The organism is Mesorhizobium sp. L-8-10 (genome assembly GCF_016756635.1).
Taxonomy (GTDB): Bacteria; Pseudomonadota; Alphaproteobacteria; order Rhizobiales; family Rhizobiaceae.
Genome location: NZ_AP023263.1, coordinates 4252651 through 4268690 on the forward strand (window position 1 = coordinate 4252651; position 16040 = coordinate 4268690).

Annotated in this window: 18 protein-coding genes and 1 tRNA gene; 11 read left to right on the plus strand and 8 right to left on the minus strand. The window is 64.2% G+C overall.

Annotated features, from left to right (window positions below):
* Positions 1-127: 127 nt before the first annotated feature.
* The 4 genes from JN280_RS19620 (at position 128) to ilvC (ending at position 3420) form a co-directional block, all read left to right on the plus strand.
* Positions 128-538, plus strand: coding sequence for a hypothetical protein (locus JN280_RS19620; RefSeq protein ID WP_202304389.1), 411 nt, complete (start codon positions 128-130; stop codon positions 536-538).
* Between the two features lie 474 nt (positions 539-1012).
* Entirely contained in the window at positions 1013-1324 is a 312-nt protein-coding gene (locus JN280_RS19625; protein WP_202304391.1) for a potassium channel family protein, read from the plus strand.
* 427 nt (positions 1325-1751) lie between these two features.
* The gene (locus JN280_RS19630) at positions 1752-2378 is read left to right on the plus strand and encodes a TetR/AcrR family transcriptional regulator (protein ID WP_202314901.1); all 627 of its coding nucleotides are present in this window, start codon (positions 1752-1754) and stop codon (positions 2376-2378) included.
* The gene (gene ilvC / locus JN280_RS19635; protein ID WP_446720668.1) at positions 2314-3420 is read left to right on the plus strand and encodes a ketol-acid reductoisomerase; all 1107 of its coding nucleotides are present in this window, start codon (positions 2314-2316) and stop codon (positions 3418-3420) included. Before JN280_RS19630 ends, ilvC begins: the two co-directional genes overlap by 65 nt.
* A 239-nt stretch (positions 3421-3659) precedes the next feature.
* On the opposite strand, the gene JN280_RS19640 is transcribed toward ilvC, so the two are convergent.
* Both JN280_RS19640 and JN280_RS19645 read right to left on the minus strand, forming a co-directional pair.
* Positions 3660-3953 carry a PilZ domain-containing protein gene (locus tag JN280_RS19640; protein WP_202304395.1) on the minus strand — a complete coding sequence of 98 codons (294 nt, stop codon included), beginning with the start codon at positions 3951-3953 and terminating at the stop codon, positions 3660-3662.
* Positions 3954-4140: 187 nt separating this feature from the next.
* Complete coding sequence (locus JN280_RS19645) at positions 4141-4776, minus strand: BA14K family protein (RefSeq protein ID WP_244741768.1); 636 nt, start codon at positions 4774-4776, stop codon at positions 4141-4143.
* Positions 4777-4938: 162 nt separating this feature from the next.
* Here JN280_RS19645 and JN280_RS19650 point away from each other — a divergent pair, with 162 nt between their 5' ends.
* The 3 genes from JN280_RS19650 to JN280_RS19660 all read left to right on the plus strand — a co-directional run bounded on the left by JN280_RS19650 (position 4939) and on the right by JN280_RS19660 (position 8433).
* Positions 4939-6051 (plus strand): endonuclease/exonuclease/phosphatase family protein, encoded by a 1113-nt coding sequence (locus tag JN280_RS19650; protein ID WP_202304397.1) that lies wholly within the window; start codon positions 4939-4941, stop codon positions 6049-6051.
* A gap of 15 nt (positions 6052-6066) precedes the next feature.
* On the plus strand, positions 6067-6786 hold the full coding sequence (locus tag JN280_RS19655; RefSeq protein ID WP_202304399.1) for a hypothetical protein: 720 nt from the start codon (positions 6067-6069) through the stop codon (positions 6784-6786).
* 387 nt (positions 6787-7173) lie between these two features.
* Positions 7174-8433, plus strand: a complete 1260-nt coding sequence (locus JN280_RS19660) for a cation:proton antiporter (protein WP_202304401.1) — start codon at positions 7174-7176, stop codon at positions 8431-8433.
* Between the two features lie 262 nt (positions 8434-8695).
* Here JN280_RS19660 and JN280_RS19665 read toward each other — a convergent pair whose 3' ends face one another.
* The 3 genes from JN280_RS19665 to JN280_RS19675 are packed head-to-tail and all read right to left on the minus strand — an operon-like array spanning position 8696 to position 11912.
* Positions 8696-9907, minus strand: coding sequence for an ABC transporter permease (locus JN280_RS19665; RefSeq protein WP_202304403.1), 1212 nt, complete (start codon positions 9905-9907; stop codon positions 8696-8698).
* A complete protein-coding gene (locus JN280_RS19670) occupies positions 9907-10617 on the minus strand; it encodes an ABC transporter ATP-binding protein (RefSeq protein WP_202304405.1) in 711 nt (236 codons plus the stop codon). The genes JN280_RS19665 and JN280_RS19670 overlap by 1 nt, the downstream gene beginning before the upstream one ends.
* Positions 10617-11912 (minus strand): efflux RND transporter periplasmic adaptor subunit, encoded by a 1296-nt coding sequence (locus JN280_RS19675; RefSeq protein WP_202304407.1) that lies wholly within the window; start codon positions 11910-11912, stop codon positions 10617-10619. Before JN280_RS19675 ends, JN280_RS19670 begins: the two co-directional genes overlap by 1 nt.
* Before the next feature lie 126 nt (positions 11913-12038).
* On the opposite strand from JN280_RS19675, the gene JN280_RS19680 reads away from it, so the two are divergent.
* The 3 genes from JN280_RS19680 to JN280_RS19690 all read left to right on the plus strand — a co-directional run bounded on the left by JN280_RS19680 (position 12039) and on the right by JN280_RS19690 (position 13647).
* Positions 12039-12956 (plus strand): PhzF family phenazine biosynthesis protein, encoded by a 918-nt coding sequence (locus JN280_RS19680; RefSeq protein ID WP_202304409.1) that lies wholly within the window; start codon positions 12039-12041, stop codon positions 12954-12956.
* A gap of 99 nt (positions 12957-13055) precedes the next feature.
* Positions 13056-13131, plus strand: a tRNA-Lys gene (locus tag JN280_RS19685).
* Between the two features lie 225 nt (positions 13132-13356).
* Positions 13357-13647 carry a hypothetical protein gene (locus JN280_RS19690; RefSeq protein WP_244741771.1) on the plus strand — a complete coding sequence of 97 codons (291 nt, stop codon included), beginning with the start codon at positions 13357-13359 and terminating at the stop codon, positions 13645-13647.
* A gap of 825 nt (positions 13648-14472) precedes the next feature.
* Here JN280_RS19690 and JN280_RS19695 read toward each other — a convergent pair.
* Together JN280_RS19695 and JN280_RS19700 are read right to left on the minus strand one after the other, a co-directional pair.
* A complete protein-coding gene (locus JN280_RS19695) occupies positions 14473-14673 on the minus strand; it encodes a hypothetical protein (protein ID WP_202304411.1) in 201 nt (66 codons plus the stop codon).
* On the minus strand, positions 14670-14870 hold the full coding sequence (locus JN280_RS19700; protein WP_202304413.1) for a hypothetical protein: 201 nt from the start codon (positions 14868-14870) through the stop codon (positions 14670-14672). Before JN280_RS19700 ends, JN280_RS19695 begins: the two co-directional genes overlap by 4 nt.
* A gap of 119 nt (positions 14871-14989) precedes the next feature.
* Here JN280_RS19700 and JN280_RS19705 point away from each other — a divergent pair, with 119 nt between their 5' ends.
* Entirely contained in the window at positions 14990-15334 is a 345-nt protein-coding gene (locus tag JN280_RS19705) for a YgiW/YdeI family stress tolerance OB fold protein (protein WP_202304415.1), read from the plus strand.
* A 121-nt stretch (positions 15335-15455) separates the two neighbouring features.
* On the opposite strand, the gene JN280_RS19710 is transcribed toward JN280_RS19705, so the two are convergent.
* Positions 15456-15938: a hypothetical protein gene (locus tag JN280_RS19710; RefSeq protein ID WP_202304417.1), complete on the minus strand. Its 483-nt coding sequence runs from the start codon at positions 15936-15938 to the stop codon at positions 15456-15458.
* Between the last annotated feature and the right edge of the window lie 102 nt (positions 15939-16040).

A 16040-nucleotide genomic window follows, 5' to 3' on the forward strand; every position in this document is an offset into this window, starting at 1 on the left:
TGAGTTCCTGAGCGTGCCGGCTTTTTTGTTAACCGTGGCTGTTAGGATTGTCCGGAACCGGACGTTGCCTTGAGGCCGGGTTGACGTAAGGATAGGCGGAGAACAACTCACAGCAGAGGTGATGACCATGAATCGGTTCGCGCGTGCGGCAGCATTCTTGATGCTTTCCTTCGGCGCCGTCGAGCAGGCGGTCGCGGGCCAGTTGGACGCCTTGCAGGGCGCATGGATCACAGGCGGCACCAATTGCGCAGATACATTCAAGAAAGTGGACGGCACGATCGAATTCAAGGATCGCGGATCGTCGCTCACGACCGGGCTCATCATCAGAGGCAACAAGATCATGGGGCCGATGGCGACCTGCAGCGTGGAGCGAATCCGGGAGGAGAAAGAATATTTCTCGGCCTATATGAGCTGCGTCGACGCGGTCATGTTCAGCGACATGTCGGTATCCTTCCAGCCGATCGACGCCACCAAGTTCAAGCGTTTCGTGTCCGATTTCCCCGAGGTCTTCGTGACTTACTCCAAATGCGAGCTCTAGACGTCTCCAGACAGCCGCAGGCGACAGACATATTGGCCCGATTGTTCCCGAGCTCCCCAGGTTTCAACGGCCCCCAAGGCTGAGATACTTCGGGTAGGACTGGCGCCGATGGTATTGTGTGGCTCTCCGCCATCAGCGACCTGAAGCCCGGAACAAGTGTCGTGGATGTCTTCGGTGAGGAGAATGAGGTCGGTACGCTTCTCGCTCGGGACCCGGCGAGCTTCCTCAGGGTCGCCGGGTCGATTCGAGCTCGGCGAGTTCGATATAGAGCGTGAAGATCGGCATGCCGAGCGCTATGGTGTCACCCTTCTCGAGGATGAGTTTCGCCATCAACGACTTGGAGATGCAGCAGATGGCGGCGGTGCCGCCTTCGACGGCAAAGCGGTCGAACTTACGACGGCGGATTTGTCGCTGGACCGGAGAAAGGGAAAGTGTGTGCCGGAAGAAGCAGGCAACAGGTCCGGGTCAAGGCAGATGCGGCGCATGTTCTTCTTTGCTCTCGTAAGGCAGATCCGCGTGGTATGGCCGATCATCTCGGGAATCCTCCTGACCATGGTCGGATGCGGGCTCATCATCGGCCGCATAGAGAATTGGCGGATCGATGAATCTCTCTACTTCACCTTCGTCACCGGACTTACCATCGGCTATGGCGACTTTGCGCCGCAACATCTCTCCGCGCGGCTGTTGGCATTGGTGATCGGCTTCGCCGGAATTGTGCTGACCGGCCTCGTGGCTGCCGTCAGCGTGCAGGCGCTGAGGGCGGCGGACCACAATCATGCAGAATGAGCGGAATCGCGGCGACGGTTGCGCAAGCCGCGCTCCAACATGGGTTCCGGCATGTTCGCCGTCGGAACTGAGCAGGCGTCGGAGGTGACTGGCAGGCTGCGGCTATCATGGGAGGGCAGGCGTCTGGATCTGCAAAGCCCGAATAACGTGATCCGCCCGCGACAGGATCCCCACACGGTAGCGGAACACGAAGACCCGGAGCCGGCCGCCGGGAAGCCTTGATACCGGCAAGGGTGGGACCGATGCCGGCGAGCTCGGCCGCGAAAGCGGTAGACTGACGACCGGCAATTTTGTCGGAACTCCTTGCATGCGGCGCGAAATTGCGTCATTACCGAACCGTAACGTACGGTACGGCAACAAGGCGCCGTGCTGGCCAACGTCGCAGATCGGATGGGCAGCCGTGCAGACGGTTCTGGAAGGGCAAGGGATGGAACTGTCGGCGCGCCAGCAGGACGTGCTCGACGCCACCCTCGCCGTCATGGTCGAGGAAGGCGACGGCGTCACCATGGCGGCGGTCGCCAGGCGCGCCAGCTGCTCCAAGGAGACGCTCTACAAATGGTTCGGCGACCGCGACGGACTGCTGACGGCGACCGTGCAGTGGCAGGCCTCGAAGGTGCGCGTGCCGCCGCTCGACCGGTCGCGAATAGATCTCGCGTCGCTGACCGTCAGCCTGGAACAGTTCGCGGCGGGCTGGCTGTCGGTCATTTCGAGCGAGACGTCGATCGCGCTCAACAGGCTTGCCGTCAGCCATGCCGGCTCCGGGCGAACCAATCTCGGCGCGATCGTGCTCGAAAATGGCCGCCTGGCCATGGGGCGGCGGCTGAAACCCGTGCTGGAAGCGGGGCGCGAGGCGGGCCTGCTCCGCTTCGAGGATACCGAAACGGCATTCCGCACATTCTTCGGGCTCGTCGCCCGGGACGTGCAGATCCGGTTGCTTCTCGGCGACCGGCTGAAGATGACTGCGGCGGAGATCGGTCGCGACGCGGCCCTTGCGACGAAGCAGTTCCTCGCTCTTTGCGGAGCAAAAGAAGGGCCGGCGGACACCGGCCTCTGATCATCAAGGAAGGAACATCAGGATGCGTGTCTATTACGATCGCGACGCCGATCTCAATCTCATCAAGGGCAAGAAGGTCGCCATCATCGGCTATGGCAGCCAGGGCCGGGCGCATGCGCTGAACCTCAAGGATTCCGGCGTGAAGGAGATCGCAATCGGTCTCAAGGCCGGTTCGCCGACCGCCAAGAAGGTCGAAGCCGACGGACTCAAGGTGCTGTCGGTCGCGGATGCCGCGAAATGGGCCGACCTGATGATGATGGCCACGCCCGACGAGCTGCAGGCCGACATCTACAAGAACGAGATTGCCCCCAACATCCGTGACGGCGCGGCGATCGCCTTCGCCCACGGCCTCAACGTCCATTTCGGCCTGATCGAGCCGAAGGCCACCGTCGACGTGCTGATGGTCGCGCCGAAGGGCCCGGGCCACACCGTGCGCGGCGAGTACCAGAAGGGCGGCGGCGTGCCGTGCCTTGTCGCGGTCAACCAGGACCCGTCCGGCAATGCGCTCGACCTCGCGCTCTCCTACGCCTGCGGCGTCGGCGGCGGCCGTTCCGGCATCATCGAGACGAACTTCCGCGAGGAATGCGAGACCGACCTGTTCGGCGAGCAGGTCGTGCTCTGCGGCGGCCTCGTCGAGCTGATCCGCGCCGGCTTCGAGACGCTGGTGGAAGCCGGCTACGCGCCCGAGATGGCCTATTTCGAGTGCTTGCACGAGGTGAAGCTGATCGTCGACCTCATCTATGAGGGCGGCATCGCCAATATGAACTACTCGATCTCGAACACCGCCGAATGGGGCGAATATGTCTCCGGCCCGCGCATCATCACCGCCGAGACCAAGGCCGAGATGAAGCGCGTGCTGAAGGACATCCAGACGGGCAAGTTCACCTCGGAATGGATGCAGGAATACCGTTCGGGCCTCGCCCGCTTCAAGGGCATCCGCCGCCTGAACGACAGCCACCAGATCGAGCAGGTCGGCGAGAAGCTGCGCGGCATGATGCCGTGGATCGCCAAGAACAAGCTGGTCGACAAGGCCAAGAACTAAGCAGGTTCCGCAAAAGTGTTCCGCGGTTTTGCGGCGAGAGACTGCGGCAAAACAGGAATCTAAGCAGGCGATTCGTTGGCTTGCCAACGAAAGTCTGCTTAGGATCTGGCGCGCCGCCCTGCCGCCCTTCGGGCGTGGCGGCGCGGACTTTCCTTGCGGCCCCGGCTACTATGTGCTGCCTTGGAAAGGCAGCACATAGCTGCCGCAGACCCGCGCAGCATCCGTCCGCTGCTGGACCATTACCCGTAATGCCAGTGCGGCTTGGGCTCGGTGCCCAGGAACTTGACGCCGACGCGGTCAGCCTTGCGCCAGCGCAGCGCGCATTTGTAGCCGGTCCCGTCGACCGGCACATAGAGCAGGAACTCCTGCGGCACCCGGGCGTCGACCGGCACCCGTAGCTCGGCTCCGTTGGCGTGCTGGTTACGCACCGTGCACTTGACTTCGGAGAACGAGATCCCGTTGAGGATCGAGGCGCCCTTGAGGACACGCTGCCTGTGTTCGCGCCTGCTTTCGTTTTCCACCGGAGCGGTCATCGGTCCTTTCTCCCCGGCCAACCGCAAGCTGCAGCGACCCGCCGCCGTCACCATGCGGCGCGACTGGTAAAGACTTTGTTCGAGACCGAAACGAGCGCGGCTCCGGCAGGGGTCGGCGCCGGGATTTGCACGTCGTCGGATCCCATGCAGTCGCGGGCTCCAACGGCCGGTCTCGTCGACCGACGAATCAGCGGTAGGGCGAGATGCACTGGCGGCGCGTGTGCCGCGTCGGCGCGAAGCTGTTGTCGGAGACGCGATAGGTCCTATATCGCGCGGAACACCATTCGATATGCGCCTGGGACATTCTTATCCGATAGCGCGGCCGGGGGTCTTGATAATAGCCGTCGTCGTAGCCGGGCCAGCGGTCGACATAGTAGTCGAAATACACGCCGACGTTCGGCTGGTAGCGCCAATCGTCGCGCCGCCACTCGCGTTCGCGCCAGCGGCCGGAATCATCCCCGGGCCGGCGATGCCGGTCGTAGCGCGGAACGTGGCCGCGGTCCGGGCGCCAGTCGGGCCGGCCAGGACGATTGTCCTGCTTCCACTCATGTCGCCGGCCGGGGCGCGGATCCGGTCTCCAATCGGGTCTGCCGCCGCCCGGGTCCGGTCTCCAATCTGGTCGGCCCGCGCCCGGACCCGGTCCCCGGTCGGGGCGTCCGCCGCCGACATCAGGCCGGCCGGACCAATCCCCGCGCCATCCGTTCTCGGTCATGGAGCAGTCCGTGCTGCCCGGCGCGCAACTCCAGGATGTCGACACGCCGGCGCCGAGCGTGCCGGCCGCGACCATGCCCAGAAGGGCAAGACGCGACAAGATCCGTTTCATGTTCCGTCTCCTCGCGCTGAAACGCGTGTGTCGGAAGGCGACGATGCACCCTCATCAAGGCATGATATGAACCCTTCAGTGAACGTCCAATGAACGGACGGGTTGCAGGCGCGGGCCACATGCATTGCATTTGGCGCCGGTTGCAGGCAAAGCTTCGCCGCCATGTCCTTGCGCCTCGCCACCTTCAATGTCGAAAACCTCATGCGCCGGTTCGATTTCTCGGGCTTTCGCAACCAGCTCAATCAGGACAGGACGCTGTCGCTGTTCGAGATCAGGAACGAGGCCGAATACAAGCAGCTCGAACAGGCGCGCGCCATAGCCCACACCGACGATACCAGGCAATTGACGGCGCTCGCCATCGCGGAAACCCGCGCCGACTTCGTCTGCCTTCAGGAGGTCGACAATCTCGAGGCCCTGAACGCCTTCGAATATGGCTACCTCTTCAAGATGGTGGGGCAGGGCTATCGCTACAAATATGTCTCGACCGGAAATGACAGCCGCGGCATCGACGTCGCCGTGATGATGCGCGAAGAGACCGCCCACGGCCAACCGATCGAGTTCGTGCGCATGACCAGCCATGCGCACGTCACCTACGAGGAGTTCGGCCTGCACACGCCCGAGCTCGCGGCACTGGGCAACGAGGCCTATGAACGCATCTTCCGCCGCGATTGCCTGGAGATCGACCTGCGGGTCGGCGGCGCGCCTCTGACGATCTATGCCGTGCACTTCAAGTCCATGGGAGGGCCGCGCGACGGCGTGCCGGGACGCGAGGCCACCATGCCGATCCGCGTCGCCGAGGCGACGGCCGTGCGCAGGATAATCGAGAACCGGTTCGGCAGGGATCATGCCGCCGGCAAGCGCTGGATGATCTGTGGCGACTTGAACGACTATCGGCAGCGTGTCGTGATCGGCGGCGATGCCTATTCCGGCCATCGCTTCGATGTGGTGAACGAAACCCGGTCATGCCTGGATGTGCTCCTGGCCGACGGGTTCTGCGAGAATGTGGTGGAACGGCGCCCCGAGATCGACCGCTGGACGCTCTACCACACACGCGGCCCGCAGGAGCGGCATCTGTGCCAGCTCGACTACATCCTCCTGTCGCCCGCGATGGCGCGACGGAACGAGGCTGCGGTTCCCGACATCGTCCGCGGCGGCCAGCCCTGGCGCACCGTCTTTCCTCCGGGGCAGGAAGTGGAGCGTTATCCACGCGCCGGCTGGGATCGTCCCAAGGCCTCGGATCATTGCCCGGTCGCCGTCACCCTCGACATCGCCTGACAACGGGGTCTTCTCATGTTCGACATTCCCATGGACGCGATCCTGCCCGTCGACGCCGTCGATGTGCGCCTCGACGCCGAGCCGCATCCTTACGAGGCGCAGAACCTCGATGCCATCGAGGATAACTGGCGGACCGAGGTCGCCGCCAATCCGGCACTGTTCGACGGCACGATGGTCCTGCTTTCATCCCTGTCCTATTCGGGACGGCGCATGGTCGGCAAATGCCATGCGATCCGCTTCGCCACCTTCATGCACTGGCGCCGCCGCCGCTCGATCGACACGGCGCAGCACGCCTTTGCCCATGCCATGCTGGTCGCCGCCGACAATGCGCTGGTGGCGATCCGCATGGGCGCTCACACCGCGAGCCCCGGCAGCGTCTATTTCGCCGCGGGTTCGTTCGAGCCCAAGGATTTTCCGGAAGGCAAGGTCGATCTTCACTTCAACATGGCGCGTGAACTCAGTGAGGAAACAGGGCTTTCGATCGACGGCGCCCGACGCGAGGACCAGCATTATTTCATCTCGCTCGAAAGCGGCACGGTGATCTTCCGGCGCTACTTCCTCGACTATGAAGCCGAGACCCTGGCCGCTCAGATCCGTGAATTCGTAGCGACCGAAGCGGAACCGGAGATCGAGGGACCGGTGATCATACGCAATGCCACGGACCTGCCCGCCGGGCTTTCGCCCCATATGGTGCCGCTGGTCGCCTGGCATTTCGCCAATCCGCATTCCGGCTAACGCCTTCACATTGCCACCGCTTTCGCGGCGGCAAGATCGCGCCTCCACCAGAATGCCGGAGTGTGGAATGCCCGTTTCCTACACGATATGCTCCGTTTCGCAGGCTTGCGCCGTCGCCGGGGTCGTGGTTTCGGCCGCACCGGCCGGCCGCCGCCAGACAGCGCGGCATGGCCGCCCTCTCATGCGGGGCGAGGAGCCAGTGTCCTGATCTGGGCAGCGGCGCATGCCCTCCAGCATGTCGCGTGAAAAAGGGTTCACGTTTACGCGACACGCTGTAGGTTCTTGATTTGGCGCATGTCTTTTCCCCGAAAGCGCTGCTTTCGGGATACATGCTTTGGGCGCAGCGGCAGCGTTGCGTCCCCGTCCCACGCGAGCCCGACGACGCCCATGGTTTCGATTTTCGAGATTGCAGCCCTCCTGCTCACATTGTCCGCCATTTTCGGCTGGATCAATCTGCGCTTCTTCAAGCTGCCGCATACGATCGGTCTGCTGCTGATGGGGCTAGCCTCGTCGATATTCCTTCTGGGCATGCACCGCCTCCTGCCGGATCTCGGGATCGGAGCGCGGATGACCCATGCCATCGGCAGCATCGACTTCTACTCGACCATCATGGACGGCATGCTCGCCTTCCTGCTCTTCGCCGGAGCATTGCATGTCGACCTGCGCCCGCTGAAGAACCAGAAGTGGGCGATCGCGCTGATGGCGAGCATCGGGGTCGTCATCTCGACCGTCGTGATCGCCGTCTGCCTTTGGCTGGCCGCCCGGGCACTCGGTTTCCAACTCTCGATGCCCTGGGCCCTGGTCTTCGGGGCGCTGATCTCGCCTACGGACCCGGTGGCCGTACTCAGCCTGCTCAAATCCGCCGACGTGCCCGAATCGATCGAAGCCAAGATCGCAGGTGAATCCCTGTTCAACGACGGCGTGGCCGTCGTGGCCTTCAGCGCGCTGCTGGCGTTCGCGCTCGGTTCGCCGGACCAGGTTCCGCAGGACCTCAGCTTCGACACCGTGTCGGAAGTCCTGGCGGAGCAGGCTCCGGGCGCGGCGCTGTTCGGCCTCGCCACAGGCTGGATCGCCTGCCGCGCCATGGCTGCGATAAACGACCGTATCGTCGAGATCCTGATCTCGCTCGGCGTCTGTGTCGCGACCTATGCCGTCTGTCTGCGTTACGGCATGTCGGGACCGATCGCGGTGGTCGTCGCTGGCCTGCTGATCGGCAGCCGCGCAGGAGGTGGGATAAGCATGAAGGCGAAGGACCATCTGTTCGCCTTCTGGGAAGTGATCGACGAGATCCTCAACTCGGTGCTCTTCCTGCTGATCGGCCTCGAGGTTCTGGTGCTGCATTTCCAGGGCGGCCATCTCCTCCTGGTCCTGGCGGCAATTCCGATCGTCCTGTTCGGCAGGCTGGTTTCCGTGACGGTGCCGATTTCGCTTCTGTCGTTCCGGCAGAAATTCGCGGCCGGGGCGATCCCCATCCTGACATGGGGCGGCCTGCGCGGAGGCGTCTCGGTCGCGCTCGCCTTGTCCTTGCCCGACAGCGAGGCCAAGCCGACCATTCTGGCCGTGACCTATGGCGTGGTGCTCTTCTCGATCATCGTCCAGGGGCTGACGGTCAAGCACCTGGTGGCGCGGACCCTGAAACCCGCCTGACATATCCAGTGGGCGGATGCTGCGCACCCACCCGGCCTCGATCGTCGGCGCGGCGCATCCGGCCCGCTTGGCTTTCGCGCTGCCGCATCGGCCCGAAAATCGTACTCGATTTTTGCTGCGCTGACCTTCGGTTCGGAAAGCACGATGCGCCTCCTAATAGTGGCGGAGCGTCCTTTCCGCGTGCAAGTGGACGCGCGGCGCTCTGACGGGCGTGGGCCACGCGGTCGCGCGCTCCAGCGGTCGATCCTGTCGACCGCTGGTACTATTCGTGACGCAGCGCCTCGATCGGGTCGAGGCGCGCGCCGCGCAGCGCCGGGAAGAAGCCGAACACCATGCCGATGAGGGCGGAGAAGCCGACCGCGAGCAGGATCACGGCAAGGCTCGGGCTGAACGGGATCGTCAGCGTCCAGCTCGCGAGGCCGGCGATGAGGAGGCCGAGCGCGATGCCGATGAGGCCGCCGAACAGCGACAGCACCGTCGCTTCGACCAGGAACTGGACGAGGATGTGCCTTTCATGGGCGCCGATGGCCAGCCTGATCCCGATCTCGCGCGTGCGTTCGGTGACCGAGACGAGCATGATGTTCATGATGCCGATGCCGCCGACCAGGAGGCTGACGGCAGCGACGGCGCCCAGCATGCCGGTCATCACGCCGGTCGCGCTCGCCATGGCGTCTGCGACCTGGGTCATGTCGCGCACCGAGAAATCGTCTTCCCGGTCGGGCGCGATGCGCCGCGAGTCCCGCAATATGTCCTCCACGCGGTCCTGCAGCATGCTCGTGGGCGTGGCCTCGTCGGCCGAGACATAGATCGTCTCGATGTCGCGGTTGCCGGCGACGCGGCGCTGGAAAGCCGTCAGCGGCATCAGCACCACATTGTCCTGGTCCTGGCCGAATCCGGAGAAGCCTTTCGGTCCCAGAAGCCCGATGACCTTGCAGCTCATCTTGCCGACCCGGATCGTCATGCCTTCCGGGTCGCCCGCGCCGAAGAACTGCCGGCGCACGGTTTCGCCGAGCAGGCACAGGCCCGTTCCGCCACGGACCTCGGATTCGGTGAAGGCGCGGCCGGAGGCCACCGTCCAGTCCCGCGCGTCGAAATAATCGAGGTCGGTGCCGGTGACGGAGACCGAAAGGCTTTCCGTGCCGTAGACGACGCGCACCGTCTTCTGCGACGCCGCCGAAACGGCGCGGGCCCCTTCCAACCCATGCGCAAGCGCTGCGACATCCTTCTCGTCCAGCGCACGGATGGCGCGCTCCGGCGGCGAGCCGGGCTGCGGCGGCCGCCCGGCGCGCACGACGAGCAGGTTGCTGCCGAGCTTGGAGATATCCGACTTCACCTTCTCGGTCGTGCCGCTGCCGATGGTGATCATGGCGATGACCGCCGCCACGCCGATGACGATGCCGAGCAGCGTCAGGATCGAGCGCAGCACATTGCGCCTGACCGAACCGAGGGCGAGCTTGACGGTCTCGTAAAGCATCAGGCCGCCTCGCTGTCGGCGGTATCGGATTCGACATGTCCGTCCAGGAAGCCGACGGTGCGCCCGGCATAGGCGGCGATGTCGGGCTCATGGGTGACCATCACCACAGTCAGGCCGAGATCTCGGTTGAGACCCGTCAGCAGGTCCATGATCTCATGGCTGCGGGCCGTGTCGAGATTGCCGGTCGGCTCGTCCGCGACGAGCAGGGTGGGCTTCGTCACGATCGCGCGGGCGATCGCGACACGCTGCTGCTGGCCGCCGGAAAGTTCCGCCGGCGTGTGATCGGCGCGGCCGGAAAGCCCGACCTGGGCCAGCGCCTCCAGGGCGCGCGACCGGCGCTCGGCGGCGCCGACCCCGCGATAGATCAGCGGCAGCTCGACATTCTCGACCGCCGTCGTGCGCGCAAGTAGATTGTAGCCCTGGAAGACGAAGCCGATGTGCAGGTTGCGCAGCGTGGCGCGGCGGCCGCGATCCAGCCGCCCCGCGTCGATGCCCAGGAAGCCGTGACGGCCCGCCGTCGGTGTGTCGAGGCAGCCGATGATGTTCATGGCCGTCGACTTGCCGGATCCGGACGGCCCCATGATGGCGACGAACTCCCCGCGCCCGATGGCAAGGTCGACGCCGGCAAGCGCCTGGACCCTGGCTTCACCGTCGCCATAGGTCTTCCAGACCTTGTCGAAGGTGACGAGCGGCTCCGCGGCGGCCGGCATCAGCGTGCAGCGGCTGCCGGCGTGTTGCCGGTGATGACGGGATCGCCGGCTTCGAGACCCGAAACGATCTCGGTCAGTTCGCCGTCGGTCGAGCCGGTCTTGACCCGCACTGGCTTGGGCTGTCCGTCCTCCAGGACGTAAAGCGTGCGCATCCCTGCCGGCGCGGTGTCGCGCTGGCGCTGGCCCATGCCGCGCGGCATGCGCGGCATGAAAAGGTTTTGCAGGCTCCAGCCGGAGCGGCGCTCGGTCACGGGCGGGCGATAGCGGAAGGCGGCGCTCGGCACGGTGATGACGTCGTTCGCCTGTTTGGTGACCACGGAGACGGTCGCGGTCATGCCCGGACGCAGGAGCAACTCCTCATTGTCGACATCGAGCCGCGCGTCATAGGTCACCACGCCCTCGGTGGTCACGGAGGCATAGGCGATGTCGCGGATGTCGGCGTCGAAGATGCGGCCGGGGAAGGCGTCGACGGTGAAGCTCGCCGTCTGGCCCGGTTTCACCGTGCCGATGTCGGCCTCGTCGATGGCAGCCTTCAGCTCCATCTTCGCGAGATCGGCGGCGATGACGAAGAGCACCGGCGCCTGCAGCGACGAAGCGACGGTCTGGCCGGGATCGACCGAGCGGGTCAGGACGACACCGTCGATCGGTGCGTAGATCGTGCTCTTGGCGAGGTCGGCCTGCTGCAGTTTCAGCTCGGCCACGGCAATGGCGAGATTGGCCTCGGCGCTGGCGACGGCGCTCGCCGCGCGGTCGCGTGCCGCGGTCGCCGCGTCGAGGGCCTGGGTGGTGGCCATGCCGCGTCCGGTGAGCTGGTTCGTCCTGACGAAGGCCTGCTCGGTCTCCTGCAGCGTCGTCTTCGCGTCCGTGACTTTGGCTTCGGCCGCCTTGACCGAGGCCTCGCCACGCTCGACCTGGGCGGCGAGGCGGGTCGTATCGAGTGCGGCGAGCACGTCGCCTTTGCTCACCCGTTGATTCTCGTTGACGGCCACCGAGCGGACGACACCCGACAGTTCGCTCGAAATGTCGACCTGGGTGAGGGGCTGGAGCGTGCCGGTGGCCGAGACCTCGACGGTGAGGCTGCCGCGCTCGGCAGGCACTGTTGCGAAGGCCGGCACCGGCGAGGGCCTGCCGAAATAGTGATAACCGCCATAGGCGGCGCCAACGACCAGCACGCCGGCGGCCAGCCAGTGCCACAAGCGACGGTGCTTGCGCCCGCGCCCTTTGTGGTCGAGCCCGAGCGCCGCCTCCATGGCCGCGACGCTCTCTGTGCGCGGGCGATTGACGACCTGGTCCATTGTGGACCTCCCCAAGCGCTCAATAGAATCCCTATAAGGGACACATCATGTCTGACGCAGCCGAATTCAAATTAAATTTCGCCCATGTTCTCTTTGCGGCATGATGGGGGCGAAGGAGAAATCACGATGCCGAAGCGCAGATACGCGGTCTACGACGTTTTCACCGACAAGGTGCTGGCCGGAAACCCTCTTGCCGTGGTGTTTGAAGCCGAGGGGCTGGACGATGCGGCTATGCAGCGCATCGCGGGAGAGTTCAACCTTTCCGAGACAAGCTTCGTCCTGCCGCCTGTCAATCCGCGACACCGGGCCAATGTCAGGATATTCACCCCGCACTACGAGATGCCCTTCGCCGGCCATCCGACCGTCGGGACGGCGATCGCACTCGCCGAAGCGGCTGCCGAGGCGGGAGAGCGCGGTACAGGCATCCTGGTGCTGGAGGAGAAGGTCGGGCCGATCCGTTGCGCGGTGAAACAGGATGGCGGCCCGGCCTTTGCCGAGTTCGACCTGCCCCGCCTGCCGGAGCAGTTGCCGCTTTCGGCCGAGCCCGATGCGATCGGAGCGGCACTCGGCCTCGATTCGCAGGAGATCGGCTTCGAGAATCACCGCGTCGGCCTCTGGTCCGGCGGCGTGCCCTACATCACCGTGCCGGTCGCCTCTCTCGCGGCGGCCGGCCGCGCGGTCCTCGACGGCAGCGCCTGGCTCGACCTCGCGCCCACCCGCGACAATGGCGCGCCGGCCTGCGCCTATGTCTACACGCGTGAGACGGTGGGGAAGGACAGTGCGTTCCATGCCCGCATGTTCGTACCGGGCAGTCCCGGCTACGAGGACCCGGCGACCGGTTCCGCGGCCGCGGCCTTTGCGGGCGTGATCCATCATTTCGACCGGCCGGTGGACGGGCCGGCGCGCTACTGGATCGAACAAGGCATCGAGATGGGGCGCCCCTCGCGCATCCGGCTGGAACTCGACATCGAGGGCGGCGGCATCGCCGCGGCGCGCATCGGCGGCAACGCCGTCAGGACAGCGGAGGGCAGCCTGTTCGTGTGAAGCGCTGTTCGGCGCCTTGTGAAAAAACAGCACGTCGTGGCTAGACAGGCCGGACGGCTATGGCTATATGCCCGCCATTCGCCGTTTCAAAGCGGCCGTGGGTGTGTAGCTCAGTTGGTAGAGCAGCTGACTCTTAATCAGCGGGTCCACAGTTCGATCCTGTGCACACCCACCAATCTTTTCAAGGGCTGGTAGTTGAGTTGGTGGCTCCGATGGCGAGTCGCCACGCCTTGTGAAATCCAGTCCAACATCATCAATGGTAGGGCTCTCTAGCTTGCCGGTGATGCCCTCTCGACAGTTCAACCGGTCGTTTGATTTGATTTAATCTCTCCGGGTGTAGGGTGGCTTCCATGAAACTCAGGATTGTTAAGTTTGGTGTCGTAGCTGCGGCACTTGTCGGATGCGCCAAGAACCCGGAAAGCAATACGCCGATGACGATGCCGGTGATGCCTATTCCGGGCTGACTTACCGCCACCTCGCCGCCGAGAAGCAGAAGTCATCGACTGCGTTGGCGGCGGCCGAAGCGCAGCAGCGCCAAGCCGTCATCGGAGATGCTGTAGGTGTCTTCCTGATCGGCGTTCCCATGAGCAGCCTGTCCGGCGCCGACAAGGAAGGCGTGGTCGCGCAGCATAAGGGCGAGGTCATCGCGATCCAGAACGCCCAACGCATCGCAAAATGCACGGGCGCTTAGATTGACCTCGCCTCAACCTTGACCCCACCGCAACCCCGTCTCGCTAGTCTAGCCCATGGCGTTCCTCTTCCTCCACCTTCCGCGGATGCGCGTGCGCCATCGGGGCGCACCGACTTTCGGAGGTTCGAGTGCATCACAAGCGAAAGCGCCCGCGGATCGCGGCATGTGGGCTTTGCAAACCGCATAAGACGAACGGTGCCTGTCCGCGCCACCGCGACATGCGTCACGGAAACCGTAAGCGTTTCGAATCAGGCAGCGACCAATTGCGATGTGAAGGCGTCAAAGCGCCGCCGATGGGTCGGAAGAACTGGTTGTAGCCCGCCAAAGAGAACGCACCAGGAACAGAACTAGTTGTGGACAGGAGCACGTTTCCCGTGAATGCGCGGCGCAGCGCTCTCTGCTCTGATGTAAGTTCCTTGGTGCTAGATGAGGACCCGCCGCGTCGCCAACAACGACTCTAGGCGGCAGGCCCTCGCGTACCAGTTGGCTCCCCGGAAGGGCGGGAGGTGGCTGCAACCACCTCCCGTTCTCAGCACAGTGGCCCCTTGTTGCGATTTTCGCAACCGTGTCGAACGATACGTCACAGCATTTTCTTCTTGCCTCTCATAGTGAATTGGGTAGGCGAACACGTAGTTAGCGCAGGCCGATTGGCTCCCAGTCCCAGAAGATCGTCTGCCACACGTTGCTCATACGGTAGGCGTCCCCGGGGCGGTCGAGTTGTTGTTGCAGTGGATGCGCGCCCGGTGGTTCTCCAGGGACGCGATGAAGGTCGACGCGTCGCGGCAATTCAGGACGATCCATCCGAAGAGGATGAAGCAGCTGCGTTCACCCGCGGGCGGTTGGTGCCCTGGGGCGCCCGCCGCCTTCCACGACGAAGGCAACTGTCAGGCCATACGCGGCACCGCCAATGATGGCCATGAGCGAATACTGGCCGTCGAGCATATAGCCGACCCAGGCGGCCACCACGGCAATGATACAGCCGTAAACGCTGCTTAGAAGAAGGCGTCTGAAATCAAGCCGCATCATGGCTGGCCGCCTGCGCTGAGGGAGTTCCAATACATGCTCATCGCCACATATACCACGGCTGCCACCGCTCCGCCGATCACATAGGCAAGGAGAGCGTCGCCGCTGCTCTTCTTGAGCCATAGGTGGGCGACATAGTTCGCAATCGCCGTCGGTATCGTGAACTGCAGGAATAGAAAGATGAGTTCCGCGGTGGTCACGATCGCCTTCCCTCGATAGCGAATCGAATGCTAGACACTGAACCGGCAATCCGCTGTTGTATAGATGCTGCCTGCTCATCTTTTGGCGGTATGGGATTGCGGGCTTTGGAGCATCGGCAATGAAAAAAATTCTCGTGATGTTCTTCCTGTCGGCTTTGCTGGCGAGCAGCGCATCCGCGCAGTTCGCGGGGCCGAGCATTTCCCAGCAAATCACTACGGTTGAACAAGCCCTGACGGCGCGCCGAGGGCAGGATGTCACCGTGAAGGGTTTCGTCGTCAAGCACCTGCGCGATCGCTATTACCTGTTTCGCGACGCAACCGGGGAGATACGCGTCAAAGTCGAGCGGCTTCGATGGCGGGACCGCAGGGTTACATCCAAGACCCCTGTACGGCTGACCGGCAGGATCGACCGCGATTTCCGGGAGCTTTACATCAACGTCGGTCGCGTGGACGTTCTGAAATAAGGGAACTCCCTCACATTCCGGACGACCGGTTGTGCTCAGAAATTGTGAGATACGCCGATCGCGATCCTTTGAACGCTGCTTCGCCCCGCGTCCTTACCGATACGTGGAGCTGTGACGGTCGTCAGATCGTAAACGACCAGAACAGGCAGGCAAGCGTTGCCCCTGCAAAGACGACCACGAACAGGCTGCGCAGCAGGACATTGCGCCGGAAATCGTCCATCGCAAGGTGGCAGCCGACGATCGCCGCGACGAACAGGAAGCGCCAGTTCCACAGCGCCCACAAGGCGTCGCCCTGGCCGAAGGCCCAGCGCGCGGCCAGGCCGCCGACGATGGTCGCGAACAGAACCAAGGCGGTCCAGTGGATCGCCTCCGCAGCGGTGAAGACGAAGCCGGCAGCCCGGATCGGCAGGAGCATCATGAGCAGCGCGGCCAGGAAGTAGACCGCCGCCAGCGGCAGGAACGTGCCGGCATCGGCGATCATATCCAGCCGCTTCACGCCTATGGCGCCGAACGGATAGCCGTGCCGCGACACCGCCAGGCTGAGTGCCATGAGCAGGGCGGCCATGACGGCCACGAAGGCGAAGGAGGCGAGTGTCTTGCCCATGCCGATTCCAATGCCGCTTGATTCGTACTGGCAAGTCCGTAGCGCACCGCGACGAGCATTGCCAATGTGGGCATAAAGGGCCGCGCGGGAAGGGGCGCCTTG

Excerpts from the sequence above, each read along its gene's own strand:
- JN280_RS19620 (WP_202304389.1), top strand. The coding sequence starts at position 128 with ATGAATCGGTTCGCGCGTGCGGCAGCATTCTTGATGCTTTCCTTCGGC.
- JN280_RS19625 (WP_202304391.1), top strand. The coding sequence starts at position 1,013 with ATGCGGCGCATGTTCTTCTTTGCTCTCGTAAGGCAGATCCGCGTGGTA.
- JN280_RS19630 (WP_202314901.1), top strand. The coding sequence starts at position 1,752 with ATGGAACTGTCGGCGCGCCAGCAGGACGTGCTCGACGCCACCCTCGCC.
- JN280_RS19640 (WP_202304395.1), bottom strand. The coding sequence starts at position 3,953 with ATGACCGCTCCGGTGGAAAACGAAAGCAGGCGCGAACACAGGCAGCGT.
- JN280_RS19645 (WP_244741768.1), bottom strand. The coding sequence starts at position 4,776 with ATGAAACGGATCTTGTCGCGTCTTGCCCTTCTGGGCATGGTCGCGGCC.
- JN280_RS19650 (WP_202304397.1), top strand. The coding sequence starts at position 4,939 with ATGTCCTTGCGCCTCGCCACCTTCAATGTCGAAAACCTCATGCGCCGG.
- JN280_RS19655 (WP_202304399.1), top strand. The coding sequence starts at position 6,067 with ATGTTCGACATTCCCATGGACGCGATCCTGCCCGTCGACGCCGTCGAT.
- JN280_RS19660 (WP_202304401.1), top strand. The coding sequence starts at position 7,174 with ATGGTTTCGATTTTCGAGATTGCAGCCCTCCTGCTCACATTGTCCGCC.
- JN280_RS19665 (WP_202304403.1), bottom strand. The coding sequence starts at position 9,907 with ATGCTTTACGAGACCGTCAAGCTCGCCCTCGGTTCGGTCAGGCGCAAT.
- JN280_RS19670 (WP_202304405.1), bottom strand. The coding sequence starts at position 10,617 with ATGCCGGCCGCCGCGGAGCCGCTCGTCACCTTCGACAAGGTCTGGAAG.
- JN280_RS19675 (WP_202304407.1), bottom strand. The coding sequence starts at position 11,912 with ATGGACCAGGTCGTCAATCGCCCGCGCACAGAGAGCGTCGCGGCCATG.
- JN280_RS19680 (WP_202304409.1), top strand. The coding sequence starts at position 12,039 with ATGCCGAAGCGCAGATACGCGGTCTACGACGTTTTCACCGACAAGGTG.
- JN280_RS19690 (WP_244741771.1), top strand. The coding sequence starts at position 13,357 with ATGCGCCAAGAACCCGGAAAGCAATACGCCGATGACGATGCCGGTGAT.
- JN280_RS19695 (WP_202304411.1), bottom strand. The coding sequence starts at position 14,673 with ATGATGCGGCTTGATTTCAGACGCCTTCTTCTAAGCAGCGTTTACGGC.
- JN280_RS19705 (WP_202304415.1), top strand. The coding sequence starts at position 14,990 with ATGAAAAAAATTCTCGTGATGTTCTTCCTGTCGGCTTTGCTGGCGAGC.
- JN280_RS19710 (WP_202304417.1), bottom strand. The coding sequence starts at position 15,938 with ATGGGCAAGACACTCGCCTCCTTCGCCTTCGTGGCCGTCATGGCCGCC.